This window comes from Wolbachia endosymbiont of Tettigetta isshikii (assembly GCF_041154185.1).
In the GTDB taxonomy this organism is placed as follows: Bacteria; Pseudomonadota; Alphaproteobacteria; order Rickettsiales; family Anaplasmataceae; genus Wolbachia.
Genome location: NZ_JBFTEN010000007.1, coordinates 1 through 17,753 on the forward strand (window position 1 = coordinate 1; position 17,753 = coordinate 17,753).

Here is a 17,753-nt window from a genome sequence, read left to right on the forward strand (position 1 = left end):
ATAAATATTTAAGAAATTTACCAGATGGAGAAAAAGGCAAAAGAATCCAGTAGTAGAAGTTGCTTACTCTCTAATCCTACAAATTGGCGTACTATACTGTCTTGAACGACTTATAAGCGCGTTTCAGCTTGTATAGGCAAAAACCTAGAAGTCTAGGTGAAATTAATAAAGACGTGAGGTGCACATAGTGCGAAAAATTAAACATGAGACGCCAACCGTGATACTTTCATCGTTTAATCTGCACAGATTGAAGCTAAATGAATAGCTCCAATACTATAATTGGAGAACCTGAGGAATTTGTCAAGTAGTTTTTTTGTTTCTATGAGGTAGCTTTTTTCCACTGTTATCTACTTAGATGACAGCAGATCACCTCTTCACAAAGATTTTGTCGGCAATACGCATATCAATTATGCTCCAATCACTGAAAGTAAAATCAGTTGTGTTTTGCAGGTGGGTTAGATAATCCAATGCGCTATGGGGATTATCTTCAGGCAGTTTTACTGTAGAAACGTTATCAAGCATGATGTTCCATCTTCTATTTCCTACATAAACACAAGAAGAAATGTAGCCACTCAATTGAGTTTTGCTTCCTAGTATGTCTTTAACAAATTTTAGGTTCGATAACGAGTTTTGTCCTGTAATTACAACAAGATTATCTATCGGATAGTCGTCTGTAATCACTTTACCTTCGGAATCGATTACTGAAGTCCTGTTGCCATCTTTCCAGAGAGCAAACGGTTTATGTTCATCTATGTTAATATATAAGGTGTTGGGCAAAGTTCTATAAATTCTTACGTGTTTTATCCATTTGCTTACGGACTGTATGCTATCAGCAAGTCTTGAAAGTGATACACACATAATCGGTTGCGTTTTATCTACCAAACCTAGAATGTCCTTTTCGTTTGTGAATTTATTGCCAGTTACAACTACTTCATCGATTGAAAACCCACCGCTGAGTAACAAACTAGATAAGCGATCATTACACCAAGTAAGGTAATAATTAAATCGACTTGTGATTTTATCAAACGAGCTATAGAGTACTAGCGTAAGAAAGAGTGCTATTATAATAACCAAAGCACACTTACGCAGGAAACTCCTTTGGCTTCTAGTAACATTGCTCAGCATTTACTTGGTCTCTAATACTTTTGTGTTGCAAACTATCTTCAACGATAATTTTAACTAATTCATTAAAATCAATTCCTTTTGTCAATTTTGCAATTTCTGGCACTAACGATAACTCAGTAAAGCCAGGGTGTATATTGATCTCAAGCATTTTTAGAGTGTTATCCTTAGTGTTATAACGAAAATCTGAACGAGAGATAGTTTTACATCCTAAAAATCGATGAACTTTCAATGCATATTCCAAGGTCATTTTATATATATCGTCAGGAATTTCAGCAGGAAATATATGCTCTACAAGCCCATCTGTATACTTTGCCTCATAATCATAGAATTTATTTTTTGGCCTTATTTCCATAGTGCAAATCGCCTCATCTAGCAATACAACAGTTTGTAACTCTACACCAGGTATATACTCTTCTATGATCATCAAGTCTCTTGAATAGTCTTTTGTCATCCAAGTAGCTGACACTGAAATCCATTTTTCTTTTTCATGGTCAAGCGCTGGAATGACACTAAACACGTTTTTTAATTTTAAGTAATCCTCATGCGAGAAAATTATGTGTACTCCAATGCTTGAGCCTTCATTGATCGGTTTTAAGACGTACGGATATTCAATTTTAATGTTGTTTTTTAGTACATCTTCTCGACTAATTATGTAACCTTTTGAGATGTCAATACCGAGCGATTGGAATATATGCTTGGACATTGCTTTATCCATAGCAATAGCTGAAGCCATGACTCCTGAGTGTGTATACTTTATACCTAAAATTTCCAATAAACCTTGAATACAACCATCTTCGCCATAATGTCCATGCAGAGCAATAAGAGCAAGATAAGGATTAATTTCTTTAAGCTTTTCAGCGATGTTGCTGTCAACATCTATTTCTGTTGTATTATATGAAAGGCTGTCAAGCTCCCTTTTTACTGCTTTTCCACTCATCAGTGATATTTCCCTTTCACGAGAGAATCCACCAGTCAGAATTGCTATAGTTGGAAACATAAGCACTCTATGTTTTACTATATAGTATACATAAAAGATGCTCTTACCTTCAATAGAAACCTACTGCTATAGCTAAAGTAATTTAGATTTACCGATGATTTGACAAATCTCCTTTCTACTACGCTTTAACGGATTAGTTGGTGTTGAATAATATTAAAAACACAAACAGCACAACCACTACCAGCAATCAAGAGCAACAACCGTGAAAGTTTCCTTTTCCTTCAGTAGCATTATTCTAGATTTTCACCAAAATAAGCTGCTTTGTCTTTTTTTTCTTTATACTCTTCTGCTTCATCCAGAGGTTGTTTTTTAGCCGTAATATTTGGCCACTTTTGCGAGTATTCTACGTTTATATTGTAGAATGATTTGAAGGTTTTTTGTTCACTGTTCAATAACTTTTCATCTAGTTCCAAAACGTCTTTTATAAAATCGTCAGTTACAATTGCATCTACCGGACATTCGGGTATGCACACTCCGCAATCAATACATTCATCTGGATTAATCACGAGCATATTTTTGCCTTCATAAAAGCAGTCAACAGGACACACTTCTACACAATCTGTATATTTACATTTTATGCATTTATCCGTAACAAAATGCGTCATAAAACACTGTATATTTATATTATCTTTGGTACACTAAGTTAATAAGAAATTCAAGCCCTTTATGCAGATAAATAAATTGAGCAATGAAGAATTAGAGATATGGTTGAGCCTAGCTAGAGCTTTAGGACCAACAAAGTTTTCTAGTGTAATAAGAGCGTGTGGGTCACTGGATGAAGCGTTAAAATATCTCGATGGGCTCACTAAAAATAAAAAGGTATATAGCATTCAAGATGCACGAAAAGAAATCAATAATGCAAGGAAAATTGGAGCCAAAATCATAGCTGCATGTGATCCAGATTACCCTAACATTTTAAGAAATATACCTGGTTGTCCTTCCGTAATAACTGCACTTGGTGATGTGTCGTTATTAAGTCGTGAGATAATTGCAATAATCGGCGGGCGCAACTCTTCAGTCAGTGGAAGAAATTTTGCCAGCAAGCTGGCACTTGATTTGAGTGAAGCGGGGTTCATTGTTGTTTCTGGGCTTGCAAGGGGGATCGACACTGCAGCGAACAGCGTAATATACAAAAATCACCCTACAATTGCTGTTACAGCGAGTGGAATTGATGTAGTGTACCAAAGAGAAAATTCTGATCTATACAAGAAAATCAGTGAAGATGGTGGGCTAGTAATTACTGAGCTTCCATTTGCAACTAAACCAAAGCCTCAGTATTTTCCTCAAAGGAATCCAATTATATCTGGTTTATCACTAGGTGTGACAGTGATTGAAGCATCGAAAAGTTCCGGTTCTTTAATAACAGCAAATTTTGCTTTGGATCAAGGAAGAGAGGTATTTGCAGTTTCTGGTTTCCATTTGGATTTGTGCTCTAGTGGTAGCAATTATTTAATTAAGAACGGTGCTAAACTCATCGAATCCGCTGACGATATAATAGAGAGTATTAGGTTTAGTTTACCTCCTCGGCAAAAGAGCCTATTTGATGTTGAGCACGTTAACAAGGAGAGTGGGAAACAGGGAAAATTGCAACAAGCAAAGTCCGTCATAGTGAGTCATATCAACTCTGTACACATTGATATAGATGAGCTCATCTTAACAAGTGGACTGCCCACAAACCTGGCTTTAATGGCTCTTTTAGAACTGGAGCTGGAAAGTAAAATAGAGCGATCACCAGAGAATAATGTGTCAATAGTTTTCTGATTGCTCTAGCTACAAAACTTCACTTTCTTCTATGCAGTGAGCCAAGTCAAGAAAGGTGAATCTGTCTCTTGTTGCAAATGCAAAATCTACTACTTTGCAATATTGTTCTTGGTTCCAGCCCAAATGCTCTGGTAAGTGTGGAATTGATAAATCTTCAAATATTTCCTGTAGGTGTCTTGCAGGTAACAAATTTTGCTTAATTAAGCTGGAAATATTATTCCATTCCTTATGAATGATCCCTCCAATTTTTTGCTGCAGAATTTTTTTCTGCTCTAGAATTTTTGTAAATTCGGTATTACCAAAACACTCAGTCACACGCTTTACATCTGAAGTGATTGGTTTAATGGTAGGATCTTGTATTGATAATATCTTTTCCTGCAAATTAGCCATGGTAAGCGTTGTAACAGCAATTTTTTCGCCATGTAGTGAAGAATAATCTTTTGTTACCATTTCCATTGCATGAGCTATCATATGCTCTCCTTGGCTCGCAGAATGGCTGCCTTCTGATATCACCATTCCAAGTCCTGAGATTAGTAAGGCTTCCATAAGTAATAAGACCACTTTTTTACTTCTTTTTGCAAGCGCTAGATGTTCTCTGAGCAAGATTTGCTCCAAATCACGAACAAGTGTGAAAGGTAATGCATTATATTCTGTACCAAGTAGCAGATGAGATAGTAGCCAATCGGCCTCTACTGTTGAACGACAGATAAAATCCGCAAATCCGCTTAATGTAAGGCGCAGTGGTGCGTCGGCGATTATATTGATGTCGATGTATACTGCCTTGGGGAGATGTGCTACGAATGATTTTTTATGCCCATCTACTAATATTGAAGCGTTTGCAGAGGTATAGCCGTTCATAGAAGCTGCTGTTGGGAACGATATGTAATCTTTTTTCTCGAGGTAGCTTGCATATTTGCAAATATCGTTAACAGTGCCAGCACCGAATGCGACTATTAGATCACTATCTTTTGCTTTGTTCCTAACTAGATTGACGGTTTCGAGAGAAGCAACACTGTCTGGTATCATTTCTCTACCTGATGTCATTCCAGTACTTGACACTGGAATCCATACTTCTTTTTTTTGGATCCCAGTGTCGGAGCACTGGGATGACAGAATTTTGGAAGCATCCGAGATGAAATAGGATTTTGCAAGATGCCTAATGGTATTAATAGGAACAATTAGGTGAGAAATTTTATTAAGTACGTTTTTATTCAAAAGCTCTGCTGTATTCTCATCTGCAACTAAGAAAATATCATTTTCGTGTTGTGTGCATATTTCATAGATATCGTCAACGAGGTGATGATCTACTATTACTTCCCTTATAAGAGTTTGCTTGGCTTGGTGTAATATTTGTTTTAAATAATGCATAAGATGTCTACAATATAGTAATATCAGTATTTCAAGGTTGATATGAAGATTGACCCTGTAGAACTAACTAAGAAATTGATTTCTTTTAAGAGTATAACACCAAAGGATGGTGGAGCAATAGAACACATAGAGGCAATTCTCAAGAAAAGTGGTTTTGACTGTAGGATTTTAGAGTTTGGTGATAGTAGAACTAGAGTTAAAAATCTTTATGCGAAATATATAAATGGGGTGCCAAACTTATGTTTTGCTGGCCATGTTGATGTTGTAACACCAGGTCAATTGAAGGATTGGCAGTTCGATCCGTTTAAGCCGGAAGTGAGAGGCGGAATGTTGTATGGAAGAGGAGCAGCTGACATGAAAAGCGGAGTAGCCGCATTTATTACCTCCATGGTAAATTTAATTGAGGAAAAGTTTCAATTCAATGGTTCAATAAGTGCATTGATTACCAGCGCTAAAGAGAGTACGGAAGAATATGGAACAAAGGCAGTTTTAGAATGGATGGAAAGTAAGCAAAAAAAGATAGATTATTGCATAGTTGCTGAGCCAACCACTAGCGAAAAACTGGGTGATACTATAAAGATAGGCAGAAGAGGATCCGCAACATTCAAGTTAATTTGCTATGGAAGACAAGGGCACGTTGCCTACCCAGATTTTGCGGATAATCCAATACATAAGATGATGTCGATATTAGATAAGGTGAAAAATACTACTTTTGATCATGGTAATAGATATTTTCAGCCTTCAAACTGCGAGATTACTACTATTGATATTAAAAACGATACTGACAATCTAATACCTGGTTCAATAACTGCAAGTTTCAACATTCGATACAACAATATGCAAACACCTGGCGGTTTATATAAGTTGATCGATGAAATATGCTCAAGTGTGACCAACGATTATAAACTCTCTATGCATAGCAGCAGGGGCGCTTTTCTCTCTACTCCCGATAGGGACACTGATATTATGCTTGATGCAATAAATAAAGTTACCAATATCGACGCTGTGCTGAGCACAAGCGGCGGAACATCTGATGCTGCATTTATCAAAGATGTTTGTCCAGTGATTGAATTTGGTATGGTCAACAAAACTGCACATCAGGTAAATGAATGCGTGTCAGTGGACGATATACACAAATTGACAGCTATATATAAGGAATTTATAAAAAATTATTTCTACCACACTAATAAGATATTAAATCAGATCAATGTAATTGGTAATATACCTGACGGTCCATTGTTATCTTGAAGTGCAAGTAGCCGACTGGCATTTAGATTTCTTTAGCCATAAAAACAGAACTAAAAAAACTACTTGACAACCTTCACTGTTACCCTTATCATAATAACAAGGGTATTTCTGACTCAAAACTTATTTTTGATCTGCAGGCTCAATCACAAAATTCAGTAAAAAACTCAGGGTATTTTTGGCGGATTGTATTAAATTATAGCGGCTGCATGTCTTTTTCATTTTTTCTATATTCAGCCAAATCACGCTTGAACTAAGCGTCAGCAAATTATTATAGCGCCAATTTAAAGTATTATAGAGTCAAAACTCGCCACTAGGGATTTTTTCGCCTTTTTTTCTCGTCTGGTAAATTTCTTAATGTTTATAGCTAGTTGCAATCTATGAACGAACATTTGTTTTTACAACAAGTGGTGTCATCCCAGCGCGTGACGCTAAAATTCTGGAATTTTATCAAGTAGGTAAGCATAAAAGTTATGTTAAAATGCACCATTTTTATGGAAAACTGGATCCCAATGTCGAAGCACTGGGATGACACCGTCTGTTGCGCAGATTACCTGCTAATTGCAATGTTCGTACAGTTGTGCGTCACGCGCTGGAATGACAGAAGAATAGACTACTTGGGGCACCCTGCTGTAGACCCAAAACAATGTTCGTGCAACTTGCGTGGTGCTCGAAATTCAAGAATTTTTAGAAGAAAAAGAGGCAGACTTAGCCTACCTCTTTGTTTTACTTAAGCTGACTGCTTATTATTGTCCTTTTCCTTGTTGAGCAAGTGTAACAAAAGAAAGTTTGCCTAAATAAGTGTTAATCTCATCACTAGATTGTTTTAACCCTAATGCTTCCAATTCCTTATCTTTACTAGTCACCTGAGCATATTTACCTCCGTCGCCTTTCACTTCTAGTGAATATGTCTTGAAGAGTAAAGTATTACCTTGCTCCTCGTCAAACTGATCACCAACAATAATACGGTAGTTCTTGTTTCTCAAGTTGAAGTCTATATAATATTGACTTGGCTTAGCATTACCATCTTTAACTTGGTTATTTTTCTTCATTTCCTCATATACATCTCTTCTTACTGACAACCCATCCTTAGTAACCTTCGGAGCTTTCTCCTCAGATACTTCATTATTTTTAATGATGGCATATACTGCTAAACCAATTAGTGCAACAGTAACAGTTGCTAATATACCCATTCCAAGTGATGTAGCTGCAAAAGCTACAAGTGGAGCTAGAACTGGATATGAAGATGCCCAATATGGTGATAAAAGTGCTGCCGCTGCGCCTATGACATACAGAGAAGTAAGTGCAACAAGTGCAGTGTTCATTTTGTGGAATTGACCACAATTGTTTTTGAAAATTGGCATAGCTACCTCTTTAATAAATTATTAATATACTTAAAATTATATGTAAAAAATCACCTCGGTCAAGAATTTTTTGATGTAAAAATCAACTGATAGGTAACATTTGCATAAACTACCTACCACTTGAGCCAAAACCCCCCGCATTTCGGTCAGTTTCTTCTACGTAGAATTTTTTTGTATCATCCCAAATCACCTGAGACACAGCAGTAACAAGGATTTGTGCGATTCTATCTCCCCTTTTTATTTCATATGGTTGATTGCTGAAATTAATCAAGCAAACTTTAACCTCACCTCGATAATCAGAATCTATAGTACCAGGAGAATTTAAGACAGTGATCCCATGTTTCTCAGCAAGGCCAGAACGCGGGCGGACTTGTCCCTCAAACCCACTTGGTATTGCAATTATAATTCCAGTTGGAATAAGTAGCCTTTCAAGCGTATTTAAAATAGCAGAGTCATTCAGCGCAGCATAAAGATCCATACCAGCGCTCTGCGTAGTTGCGTAACACGGAAGAGGCAGATCTTCTCCATGTGATAATCTTTTTACTTCTACTTTCATGTTACTTCTTTGCACTTTATCTATCAAAGTTTAAATTATAGCACATAAATTGTATCTGCAAAAGTATAAACAACATCTTTCGGTGCTTGATATGAAAGCTACAATTTGTGCCACAGTTTAGCTCTAATATCTCAAGTGTCAGCCATTTGCAGTGCATGTTGAAAGATCATTTTATGATCTAAATCAGTTCTTTTACAGATGACCTCTAATCTTATCAACCTTTCTAAGATCCTTCTGAGTTCTAAAAGTTGAAAATTTTTCAAATGAAGCTTGAAACTTTGCAACTGCTTGAAGAACAATGGGGGACTCAGCTGATCAATTGCAGCCTGTTCGCTCATTCCACTTTGTATCGACAGCAAAACGGTTTCAAGGCGCAGGAAATAATTTGATATAATACGAATTAACGCTATCGGTGAAAAATTCTCCTGTAATATCAGTGTATCGGAAATTTTGATGAAATTTGCCATATCTTTATTTGCTATAGCAGAGCACAGGTTATCAAGTGTAACATAATCATTGCTAGAAGCTGAAAGGCACAGTTCTACATCAGCAGGTTTAAGATCCTTTCTCTCTCCTAGGTACAAAACTAATTTCTCAAGTTCTGAGTATATAGGTAGCTTGCTAAGATTAAAGTAAGATTGCAAATGGTAGATTACCTCGTTTGTGTATTTTATGTCATTTTGTTTCAAGTAACTGGATACAATGTCGTAAAGATTACTACCACTATCTTTATAGCAAGCAATTACGCCAAAAATTTTTGAGCTTTCCATATAACTTTTAGTTGCAGAACTATATGGTAGATCATTTGCTATCATCATTACGTAATGATCATTTGTATTATGATCCAATACGCTTTTTAACTCTTTAGATATACTCACACTTACATTTATCAGCTTAACTAATTTCTTGTTAGCAAACATCGAAACGTTTGCTAACTCAGAAAGTAATAAACCAGGTGACTTATTCACTGTTGCAAAGTCCATCACCTGAACTGAATACTCACCTAAAATGGCAATTATCTCCTGTACGAAAAAATCAATCCTACTATTATCGCTCCCATGAATTAACACACCACTTAAAGTATCAGGTTTCTCTAGAAATTTTTTGATCTTAGATGGTGTAACTTTCATACGCTCTATATCATCTCATTTGATTATATATGATTAGATCGTTAACACCTAGAGTGAAGTTAAGCTAATCTACTTAATATCAACTTCATAAAATAAGTGATAATTAAGTATGCAGCTGCAATAAGTATAATTGCAGGTCCTGTTAATAAGTCGAAACTTGCAGATAATATAAGACCTGATATTCCAGAGATCACAGAAAAAACCGTTGCAATGATAACCATCTGCATTGGAGTTTTTGAGATAAGCCTTGCAGATGCAGCCGGTATTAACAAAAATGCAGCAATGAGTAATATTCCTATTAATTGAGCAGAAACTGCTATAAATATGGCGAGAGTAATTAAAAATTCTAGCCTGACTAAATTCACGTTAACCTTTTCAACTGTTGCTAAATCTTGGTTGATTGAAATTATTAGCCAGTAGCGCCATCTAAATGCTAATATCAAAGTAACCACTACTGAAGTTAAAAAAATCAATACTATGTCACTCTGCTCCAGTGTTAATATGTCGCCAAATAGCGAGCTAATAATGCTGCTATTTCTTGATGGAAGAAAGGATATCAGTATTAAACTTGATGATAAAACTACGTTAGTAACGATATTTAATATCGTATCAACAGAATACAACCTATCAAAATTAAGGGAAATCAGTATTGCAAAAGCAATTGCTATAAACATTATGCTGATTGAGGGAGTAGTCTTAAAAATTAAAGCCAGTGCAACGCCAAGCAACGAAGAATGAGACAAGCTATCACCCAGGTATGATAATCTCTGCCATATCATAAATGACCCCAGTGCACCTGTCACAAGGCCAATTATAACTATCGCAATCAGGCTGTTGATGAAAAAGTCCTGTGAAAACATTTCAAGCATGCTATATGGCTCTTAAGTAAGTGACAACAAACCTGTCTTCTGATATCAGAACATTATGGGTTCTGCATGCAGAACCCGTTGTCATAAATTCAAAACTTAAACGTTTTTGCTCCATGAGATAGGATTTCACCGAAGAATTTAATGCATTGCGTGTTTTACCTGTACCTATCAACAAAATTTCTATTTCCTCTGTTAAAAAAGATTTAAAATGCTCCTTACTATTTATATCACTTTCTTTTAATTCAATCACCTTTTCGGGAAAAATTATAATTGAGCTATGATATTCTTGATCATTCACCAAAAATTTTCCTTTTCCGTAACTGCCTATAAAGTTTTTATTCGTAGAAGCTAAAGGAATTATTTCCATAAATCAAGTTATTAATTGAGTGTCACATACCCACCATTCTGGCTGCTTTTCTTTGATATTCGCTGCAGCAGCTTTTGCATTCTCTTCATTATCGAATATCCCAAAACACGCTACACCACTGCCTGACATGCGAGACAGTATAGAGCCTTTTTGTGACTCTAGTGCTAGTATCACATCTTCAATTTCAGGCACAAGACTTACTGCTATCTCTTGAAGATCGTTTTTCGTCTCTTTGAGAAGCTTCAGTAGATCCTCCTCAGCATCACCACTCCATTCAATTCGTTTTGAAAAATCCCCTTTATATTTGGAAAATACCTCTGGTGTGCTCAAAAACTTTTTTTTCGGTTTTACAAGTACTATATTTGTTGATAAAGAGAATTTTTTTATGAGACACAACTCTTCACCGATACCTCTAACCAAAACCGGCTTACTATCTATACTTGCAGGAACATCAGCACCAACGCTTAAAGCTATTTCATTTAAGATTGATCTATCAATTTCCCATAATTTCCCTAGTGTACGTATTATAGCCCCAGTATCTGAGGAGCCACTACCCAAACCCGCAGCAATTGGTATATTTTTCACAACCTTTACAATGACTTTAGTTCGCACAGGAGCATATCTAAGCAATAGATTAACTGCTCTCATTACGGTGTTGTACCTGTTATTTATTCTAAGTTTAGAATTTACAAATTCAACTATAGAGTTATCATATCTGAAATCCTTTTCACCTACCTTTATTTCCAAAAAATTGGAAAGATTGGCAAAAACAAATAAGCCTTCAATTAAGTGATACCCTATTTCTTCTTTCCCTACAACATGCAAAAAAAGGTTAACTTTTGCAGGAGCCTTTACACAAAAACTTTTCATTTGTATATCTTCACTAATACTACTTTCACAGTATATTTTATAATGCCATTTTAGTCAAATTTTATACGATTTTTACATTTTTGATGAGATTAAATGCAATAAATCCTAGCCTCTCTGTGTGGGTAAACGCGTCTGCTGGCACAGGCAAAACCAAAATCTTAATAGATAGAGTATTAAGACTTTTATTGGAAAACAAAAGAAATATTCTCTGCTTAACATTTACCAATGCTGCAGCAAACGAAATGGAAAGTCGGATTCACAGTACACTCAGTAAGTGGGCAATATGCTCAGGAAGTGTGCTGGCAGCAGACTTAGAACAATTGGGTCTCTCTTTAATGTCATCCCAAACGTCATCTCATCCTTCGGCATCATCCCAGCATCCCCCTTTGTCATCCCAGTGCTCGACACTGGGATCTAGAGAAAACGAAGGTCAAGCAAGAAGGCTTTTCTCTGAACTGGAAAATCTTGGTTTGACTATACAAACCATACATGCTTTTTGTTACAAATTAATTTCTAGCTTCCCTGTGGAAGCTGGCATCGCTCCAAATTGTACGCTGAGCGAATGCAAAGAATTACATTCCATCGTATTTGACAAAACGCTTCATAACGAAACTGTGCAGGATGATATTAACCTTATCGCAGCCGAGGTTGATGAAAACAAACTACGCGACCTGCTTTATACTTTATTCGTAAAAAGACCGTTGTCGGCAGATGATTTGGAGTATATTAAAGATAAGCTGAGTGCCCCAGATGAAATTCATTGGTTACAGAGTGAAACAATTGAGCACGTAGAAAGACTAGCTGAGATACTAAGTGAGGGAAGCAAAAGAGATCAAAGTTACAGTACAATGCTCTACGACTTGTGTAAACCACCTGTCACTCCAGCGCGTGACGCTGGAAGCCAGAAAAAAAGAAATATGGACCCCAGTGTCAGCTACTTGGATGACACCAATATAGGAACTCTAACCAAAGTATTTCTAAAATCAGAATCAAACGAAAAAAAAAGCATATCATCCATCATAACAAAGGGAACTTTGGAAAAATTCAAATATGCAGAACAGATCATAGAAAATATTCAAAATGTAGTATTTACTCATGTGAGAGATGTCAATTCTTATCAAATATTCAAGAGAACCAGTAGTTTACTCAAAATATTTAAAGTATACATTGATCTATACAATGATGAAAAATCAAAAAATGCACTGCTTGACTACAATGATATAATCCATTTAGCAACAAATCTTCTCGGCAACCCAGATTATAAAGATTGGGTATTGTTTAACTTAGATCAAAAAATAGACCGTATCCTCGTTGATGAGGCGCAAGACAATAGCATCAGTCAGTGGAAAATTATAACAAATCTCTGTGATGAGTTTTTTACCGGTGGTGATAAAAAGCGAACCTTGTTTGTTGTTGGTGACGTAAAACAATCTATTTACAGATTTCAAGGGGCAAATCCTTACCTATTCAACTACATGCAACAATACTTTCACACAAAAACCGGCGGCAGAGACTTGATATCATGTCAACTTGAAAAATCATTTCGCTCCACTCCGCACATTCTAGCACTTGTAGACAGATTATTTAACAACTTTCGTAAAGAGATATCTTTTGTCGATAGTGAAATAAAGCATATTCCTCATAGAGAAAACGATCAAGGATACATTGAAATTTGGCCATTACTACCAAGACGTAAAGAGGAAGAGCAGCAAGCCTTACAAATTCATTTAGCACAGAGAAAAGATCATGTAATAGCAGAGCGATTACTCGCTCAGGCAATAGCCTACAAAGTTCACAATTGGTTAAATGAAGGGCGGATTTTAGTCGCTAAAGACCGCCATATAGAACCAAGGGACATTATGATCCTGGTACGGCAGAGAAATGTGTTAGTTGACTACGTAATAAGCGAACTTAAAAAAGCAAACGTACCGGTTATAGGACGAGACTATTTTAGAATCATGGACTACATAGCTGTGCAGGACTTGATAGCTTTGGCTGAATTTTTACTCTTGCCAACAAACGATTTGGCTCTTGCGAATGTTTTAAAATCACCACTGTTTAATTTCACTGAGGATGATTTATTCAATGTTGCATACGATCGTAAAGAACATTCGTTATGGGAAAAACTTGAAGATTATCATTGGGTTATCTATAGTGAATTAAACTATCTCATTAACTTATCTCACGTAGAGTCCTCTCTTACATTATTCACGTATGTATTGCGTACAGGCAAGAAGAAATTTGCTGCAAGGCTAGGTCTTGAATGCTTTGAAATCTTAGATGAATTCATGAACCTTGTGCTGCAATTTGAAAACCCATCTCTTCAAGCATTTGTTCAGTGGATCAAGGAGAATAATCCTGAGATTAAAACCGATATGCAATCAGAACGCAACGCTGTACGAATAATGACAATTCATAAATCAAAAGGTCTGCAAGCTCCTATAGTGTTTTTGGTTGATACAAACACAGTACCAAGAAACAGTGAAAGTATCGTTTTTGATGCAATGGAAGCACCATTTTGGTGTGGAAAAAACGACAACGCCTATTGTGAGAAAGTAAAAAGAGAGAAAAAACTAGAGGATTATAATGAATATTTGCGTTTGCTATATGTAGCACTCACGCGTGCTGAAGATGAGTTATACATTTTAGGTAAAGAGCCAGTGCAAAAGAACTCTTGGTATGATATAATTACTAGGCACGGGGAACCATATGAGAAAAAACAAGCGGATTTACATCCAATATTTAAAGAAAGGGTTGAAGTACTGTGTGTAAATGCAAATTACCCCTCTGTTTATAAAAAACGTGATTATTTTGATGTTCCAGTGATTTCACCTCCACCAAACCTATCTATGTCATCCCAGCATTCCCCTTTGTCATTCCAGCACTTGATGCTGGAATCCAGTGAAAAAAAAGAAGGGATCCCAGTGTCGGAGCACCGGGATGACAAAAAAAGTAGCACTGGGATGACAAGTGCTGGAATAACAGATGGCTATGCAAGAGGCCTAATAATCCACAGCATATTGCAGTATATGCCTAAGATAGAGAAAGACAGGAGAAAAAATTGTGTAAGAAAATATCTCGATAATATGAACACCAGGGAAGATAAAGATGAAATTTACAATAAAATATTAGCCTTTAATGAAAAATATGATTATCTATTCGATTTAGAAGGTAAATCAGAAATCACACTAAGTGGAACAATTGATGGAGAGCCTATATTAGTACGGCTAGATAGGCTGTGTATAACGCAAGATAAAGCAATCATAATTGATTATAAATCACACCGCAGTGTTTCTGTTTCCTCGTTAAATGAAATAAAAAAGCAAATGTCGATCTATAAAACCTTAGTACAAGAAATATATCCAAACAAACAGGTAGAGTGCGTGGTCATTTGGGTGGAAGACTTGACCCTGCAATCTGATTTTTAGCTCAAACATTAAGAAATTTACCAGATAAGAAAAAAAGCAAAAGAAGCCCGTGTTAGATTGTTCTCACTCTCTAATCCTGCAAATTGGCGTACTATACTGTCTTAAACGACTTATAAGCGCGTTTTAGCTTGTATAGGGAAAAACCCAGAAGTCTAGGTGAAATTAATAAAGACATAAGGTGCACATAGTGCAAAAAATCAAACATAAGACGCCAACCATAATACTCTTGTCGTTTAATCTGCACAGATTGAAGCTAAATGAATAGCTCCAATCCTATGATAAGAGTAACAGCGAAGGTTGTCAAGTAGTTTTTTCTTTCTGTGTTCTAAGGCTTTTGCTCGTGACAACCACCGTGCCTGCGATCTTATCGTGCCAAGTTTGGCAGCGTTTGTCGAAATTTGACCATATAAAACCCAAAAATAATGGCGCAACTGACAATATAAAGAAGAAAAACCTCTTCGTTGCTTGTTTTAGGGTCATTTTTCCAAAAGTCTGTTCATCCACAACTCTGAGCCTAAGTAGCAGTTTTCCAGGCGTAGCAGCGAACCTTATCCACATATATGCAACATAGCTAAACAGCATAATAAATTGGACTATTTGATTTAGGACCATTAATTTAACAAGTTTGCTCTGTGTTGCCCTCTCTTCCGCAGAAATAGGCGCTTGCACCTGATATTTTGCAATTATTTCGCTCAATATTTTCCTGTCTTCTGAGTTTGTAAAGAGCTGATTTGCGGCCAGGCTGCAAAACTGTAAGAACAAAACGATGATAATTAGATCAAGCAATACCGATATATAGCGCCTAAACCCCGTTACATAGCATATTCCACTTTCATCCCTTTTCACCTTTTGAATAGTATTCATAGAAGAGAGAATAGAAAATAAGCGATCAAAAAACCTTTGTAACATATGCACTTTCCAAGATTTAAGTGCCCCTGGCCGGACTTGAACCAGCTTGCTTTTGCAAGCAACAAATTTTAAGTCTGCCGTGTATACCATTCCACCACAGGGGCTTAAGTTTGAATGCTATAGGCAACACGAAATTAGTCAAATTTTTTTTACCTTTACATCTTTCAAACGAGGACTAAATATTCTACAATAATGGATAGTTACTCTAAAAATTTAGAATGAATGAATTAGCTAATCTCATCGATTCAAGAAGCATAGATAAAGAAATATGCAAATTACCACATAACTTAGAAGCGGAGCAAATGCTCATCGGTGCAATGATTCGTGATAATAGAATTTGTGACGCAGTCGAAGATATAATCGCAGCAGACAATTTTTATGATCCACTGCATCAAAGCATTTTTGCGCAGATATCTAAAACCAGAAAACACGGCGTAGTTGCTAATGAACTGAGCCTCAAAATGTTTTTTGAGAACGACGAAGCATTTACCGAGTGCGGTGGGGTTGAATATCTCGCAAAGCTTGCAGCGAAGGCTGGTATTGCGCTTGATATCTATAGCTTAACTAGAATAATCCGTGACACTTACTTAAGAAGATGCTTAATCAAGCTCGGACAGGAGATAGTTGATGATAGTTACAGCTATGACATCGAAAACCCTGCACAGGCGCAAATTGAACAAGCAATGACAAAATTGTTCAACTTAGCAGTAAAAAAGCAAGGTGAAAAGACGTATATAAAGCTTGCAAGCTCAGTTAAAGATGTAGTTGAAAAGATAAGCACGCTGAAAAATAATCCGGAAGCGCTGGGCATTACAACCGGACTCCAAGACCTAAATCAGCTTCTTGGTGGTCTGCAGAAATCTGACCTATTAATTCTAGCTGCAAGGCCTTCTATGGGTAAAACAGCACTGGCGCTAAACATTGCCCTTAATGCTTGTAAGGCCTTGCAAAAAAGAGCAGATAAACAATACTACGTAGCGTTTTTCTCACTTGAAATGTCAGCGGAACAATTAACTGCAAGATTGATCACTATAGATTCGGGAATCAGTTATTATAAGGCGCTGACCGGAAGAATTAGTGATTTTGAATTGCATGAATTCATTAATGCTAGTACAGAATTGTCTGAATTGCCTTTCATCATAGATGACACTCCTGCGCTGTCAATTAGCGCTCTTCGTACCAGAATACGCCTGCTGTATCAATTATATAGTGTAGAAGTGGTATTTATTGATTACCTGCAGTTAATTAGAGGAACAACAAAAAGGAGTAATGAAAATAGAGTGCAAGAAATCTCCGAAGTGACGCAGGGTTTGAAAGCAATTGCAAAAGAGCTAAATATTCCCATTGTTGCACTATCGCAGCTCTCCCGTTCTGTTGAGCAAAGAGACGACAAAAAACCTCAACTTGCTGATTTGCGCGATTCAGGAAGCATAGAACAAGATGCTGACATAGTAATGTTCCTCTACAGAGAGGAATATTATGAGCTAAGAAAGCAGCCAAGTGAAGGAAGCAATAAACATCGAGAATGGCAAGAGAAGATGGAGAAAATTAGAAATATTGCAGAGCTCATTATTGCAAAACAAAGGAACGGACCAATCGGCAGTGTGAAGCTATATTTTGACTCCAGCAGAGGCGCATTCAAAGATTACACGGAGAGGCATATTTCATAGCCCTCAGCAATCTTTTATCAACACCTATCCTCGCTATAGTTTACTAATTTATCAATAAACTTGACATATCTCTTCACCCGTGCTTTAATTTTAT

At 36.6% G+C, this 17,753-nt stretch carries 15 protein-coding genes and 1 tRNA gene; 4 read left to right on the plus strand and 12 right to left on the minus strand.

Features of this window, described 5'->3' with window-relative positions:
• Positions 1-366: 366 nt before the first annotated feature.
• From AB6N09_RS02070 to AB6N09_RS02080, 3 genes are all read right to left on the minus strand, one after another.
• Positions 367-1,125 carry a cell division protein FtsQ/DivIB gene (locus AB6N09_RS02070; RefSeq protein WP_411131301.1) on the minus strand — a complete coding sequence of 253 codons (759 nt, stop codon included), beginning with the start codon at positions 1,123-1,125 and terminating at the stop codon, positions 367-369.
• On the minus strand, positions 1,106-2,128 hold the full coding sequence (locus tag AB6N09_RS02075; protein WP_411131303.1) for a D-alanine--D-alanine ligase: 1,023 nt from the start codon (positions 2,126-2,128) through the stop codon (positions 1,106-1,108). The genes AB6N09_RS02070 and AB6N09_RS02075 overlap by 20 nt, the downstream gene beginning before the upstream one ends.
• A gap of 224 nt (positions 2,129-2,352) precedes the next feature.
• The gene (locus tag AB6N09_RS02080) at positions 2,353-2,727 is read right to left on the minus strand and encodes a ferredoxin family protein (protein WP_411131304.1); all 375 of its coding nucleotides are present in this window, start codon (positions 2,725-2,727) and stop codon (positions 2,353-2,355) included.
• 61 nt (positions 2,728-2,788) lie between these two features.
• Here AB6N09_RS02080 and dprA point away from each other — a divergent pair, with 61 nt between their 5' ends.
• Positions 2,789-3,883, plus strand: coding sequence for a DNA-processing protein DprA (gene dprA / locus AB6N09_RS02085; RefSeq protein ID WP_411131305.1), 1,095 nt, complete (start codon positions 2,789-2,791; stop codon positions 3,881-3,883).
• Between the two features lie 9 nt (positions 3,884-3,892).
• Here the strand turns inward: dprA and AB6N09_RS02090 are convergent, their stop codons facing one another.
• Positions 3,893-5,251 (minus strand): iron-containing alcohol dehydrogenase, encoded by a 1,359-nt coding sequence (locus AB6N09_RS02090; protein WP_411131306.1) that lies wholly within the window; start codon positions 5,249-5,251, stop codon positions 3,893-3,895.
• A gap of 42 nt (positions 5,252-5,293) precedes the next feature.
• Here AB6N09_RS02090 and dapE point away from each other — a divergent pair, with 42 nt between their 5' ends.
• Positions 5,294-6,499 (plus strand): succinyl-diaminopimelate desuccinylase, encoded by a 1,206-nt coding sequence (gene dapE, locus AB6N09_RS02095; RefSeq protein WP_411131307.1) that lies wholly within the window; start codon positions 5,294-5,296, stop codon positions 6,497-6,499.
• Between the two features lie 743 nt (positions 6,500-7,242).
• On the opposite strand, the gene AB6N09_RS02100 is transcribed toward dapE, so the two are convergent.
• From AB6N09_RS02100 to AB6N09_RS02125, 6 genes are all read right to left on the minus strand, one after another.
• On the minus strand, positions 7,243-7,860 hold the full coding sequence (locus tag AB6N09_RS02100) for a hypothetical protein (RefSeq protein WP_411131308.1): 618 nt from the start codon (positions 7,858-7,860) through the stop codon (positions 7,243-7,245).
• A gap of 109 nt (positions 7,861-7,969) precedes the next feature.
• Positions 7,970-8,431 (minus strand): dUTP diphosphatase, encoded by a 462-nt coding sequence (dut, locus tag AB6N09_RS02105; protein WP_411131309.1) that lies wholly within the window; start codon positions 8,429-8,431, stop codon positions 7,970-7,972.
• A 116-nt stretch (positions 8,432-8,547) separates the two neighbouring features.
• Positions 8,548-9,546 carry a DNA polymerase III subunit delta gene (gene holA / locus AB6N09_RS02110; protein ID WP_411131310.1) on the minus strand — a complete coding sequence of 333 codons (999 nt, stop codon included), beginning with the start codon at positions 9,544-9,546 and terminating at the stop codon, positions 8,548-8,550.
• A 59-nt stretch (positions 9,547-9,605) separates the two neighbouring features.
• The gene (locus AB6N09_RS02115; RefSeq protein ID WP_411131311.1) at positions 9,606-10,415 is read right to left on the minus strand and encodes a metal ABC transporter permease; all 810 of its coding nucleotides are present in this window, start codon (positions 10,413-10,415) and stop codon (positions 9,606-9,608) included.
• A gap of 1 nt (position 10,416) precedes the next feature.
• The gene (locus AB6N09_RS02120) at positions 10,417-10,782 is read right to left on the minus strand and encodes an Mth938-like domain-containing protein (RefSeq protein WP_411131312.1); all 366 of its coding nucleotides are present in this window, start codon (positions 10,780-10,782) and stop codon (positions 10,417-10,419) included.
• 3 nt (positions 10,783-10,785) lie between these two features.
• Positions 10,786-11,652 carry a 4-(cytidine 5'-diphospho)-2-C-methyl-D-erythritol kinase gene (locus AB6N09_RS02125; protein ID WP_411131313.1) on the minus strand — a complete coding sequence of 289 codons (867 nt, stop codon included), beginning with the start codon at positions 11,650-11,652 and terminating at the stop codon, positions 10,786-10,788.
• Positions 11,653-11,735: 83 nt separating this feature from the next.
• Here AB6N09_RS02125 and AB6N09_RS02130 point away from each other — a divergent pair, with 83 nt between their 5' ends.
• A complete protein-coding gene (locus AB6N09_RS02130; RefSeq protein WP_411131342.1) occupies positions 11,736-15,080 on the plus strand; it encodes a UvrD-helicase domain-containing protein in 3,345 nt (1,114 codons plus the stop codon).
• A gap of 300 nt (positions 15,081-15,380) precedes the next feature.
• Here the strand turns inward: AB6N09_RS02130 and AB6N09_RS02135 are convergent, their stop codons facing one another.
• The gene (locus tag AB6N09_RS02135; RefSeq protein WP_411131314.1) at positions 15,381-15,989 is read right to left on the minus strand and encodes an RDD family protein; all 609 of its coding nucleotides are present in this window, start codon (positions 15,987-15,989) and stop codon (positions 15,381-15,383) included.
• Between the two features lie 21 nt (positions 15,990-16,010).
• Positions 16,011-16,093: transfer RNA gene (locus AB6N09_RS02140), tRNA-Leu, on the minus strand.
• A 114-nt stretch (positions 16,094-16,207) separates the two neighbouring features.
• Here AB6N09_RS02140 and AB6N09_RS02145 point away from each other — a divergent pair.
• The gene (locus AB6N09_RS02145) at positions 16,208-17,659 is read left to right on the plus strand and encodes a replicative DNA helicase (RefSeq protein ID WP_411131315.1); all 1,452 of its coding nucleotides are present in this window, start codon (positions 16,208-16,210) and stop codon (positions 17,657-17,659) included.
• Positions 17,660-17,753 lie beyond the last annotated feature (94 nt).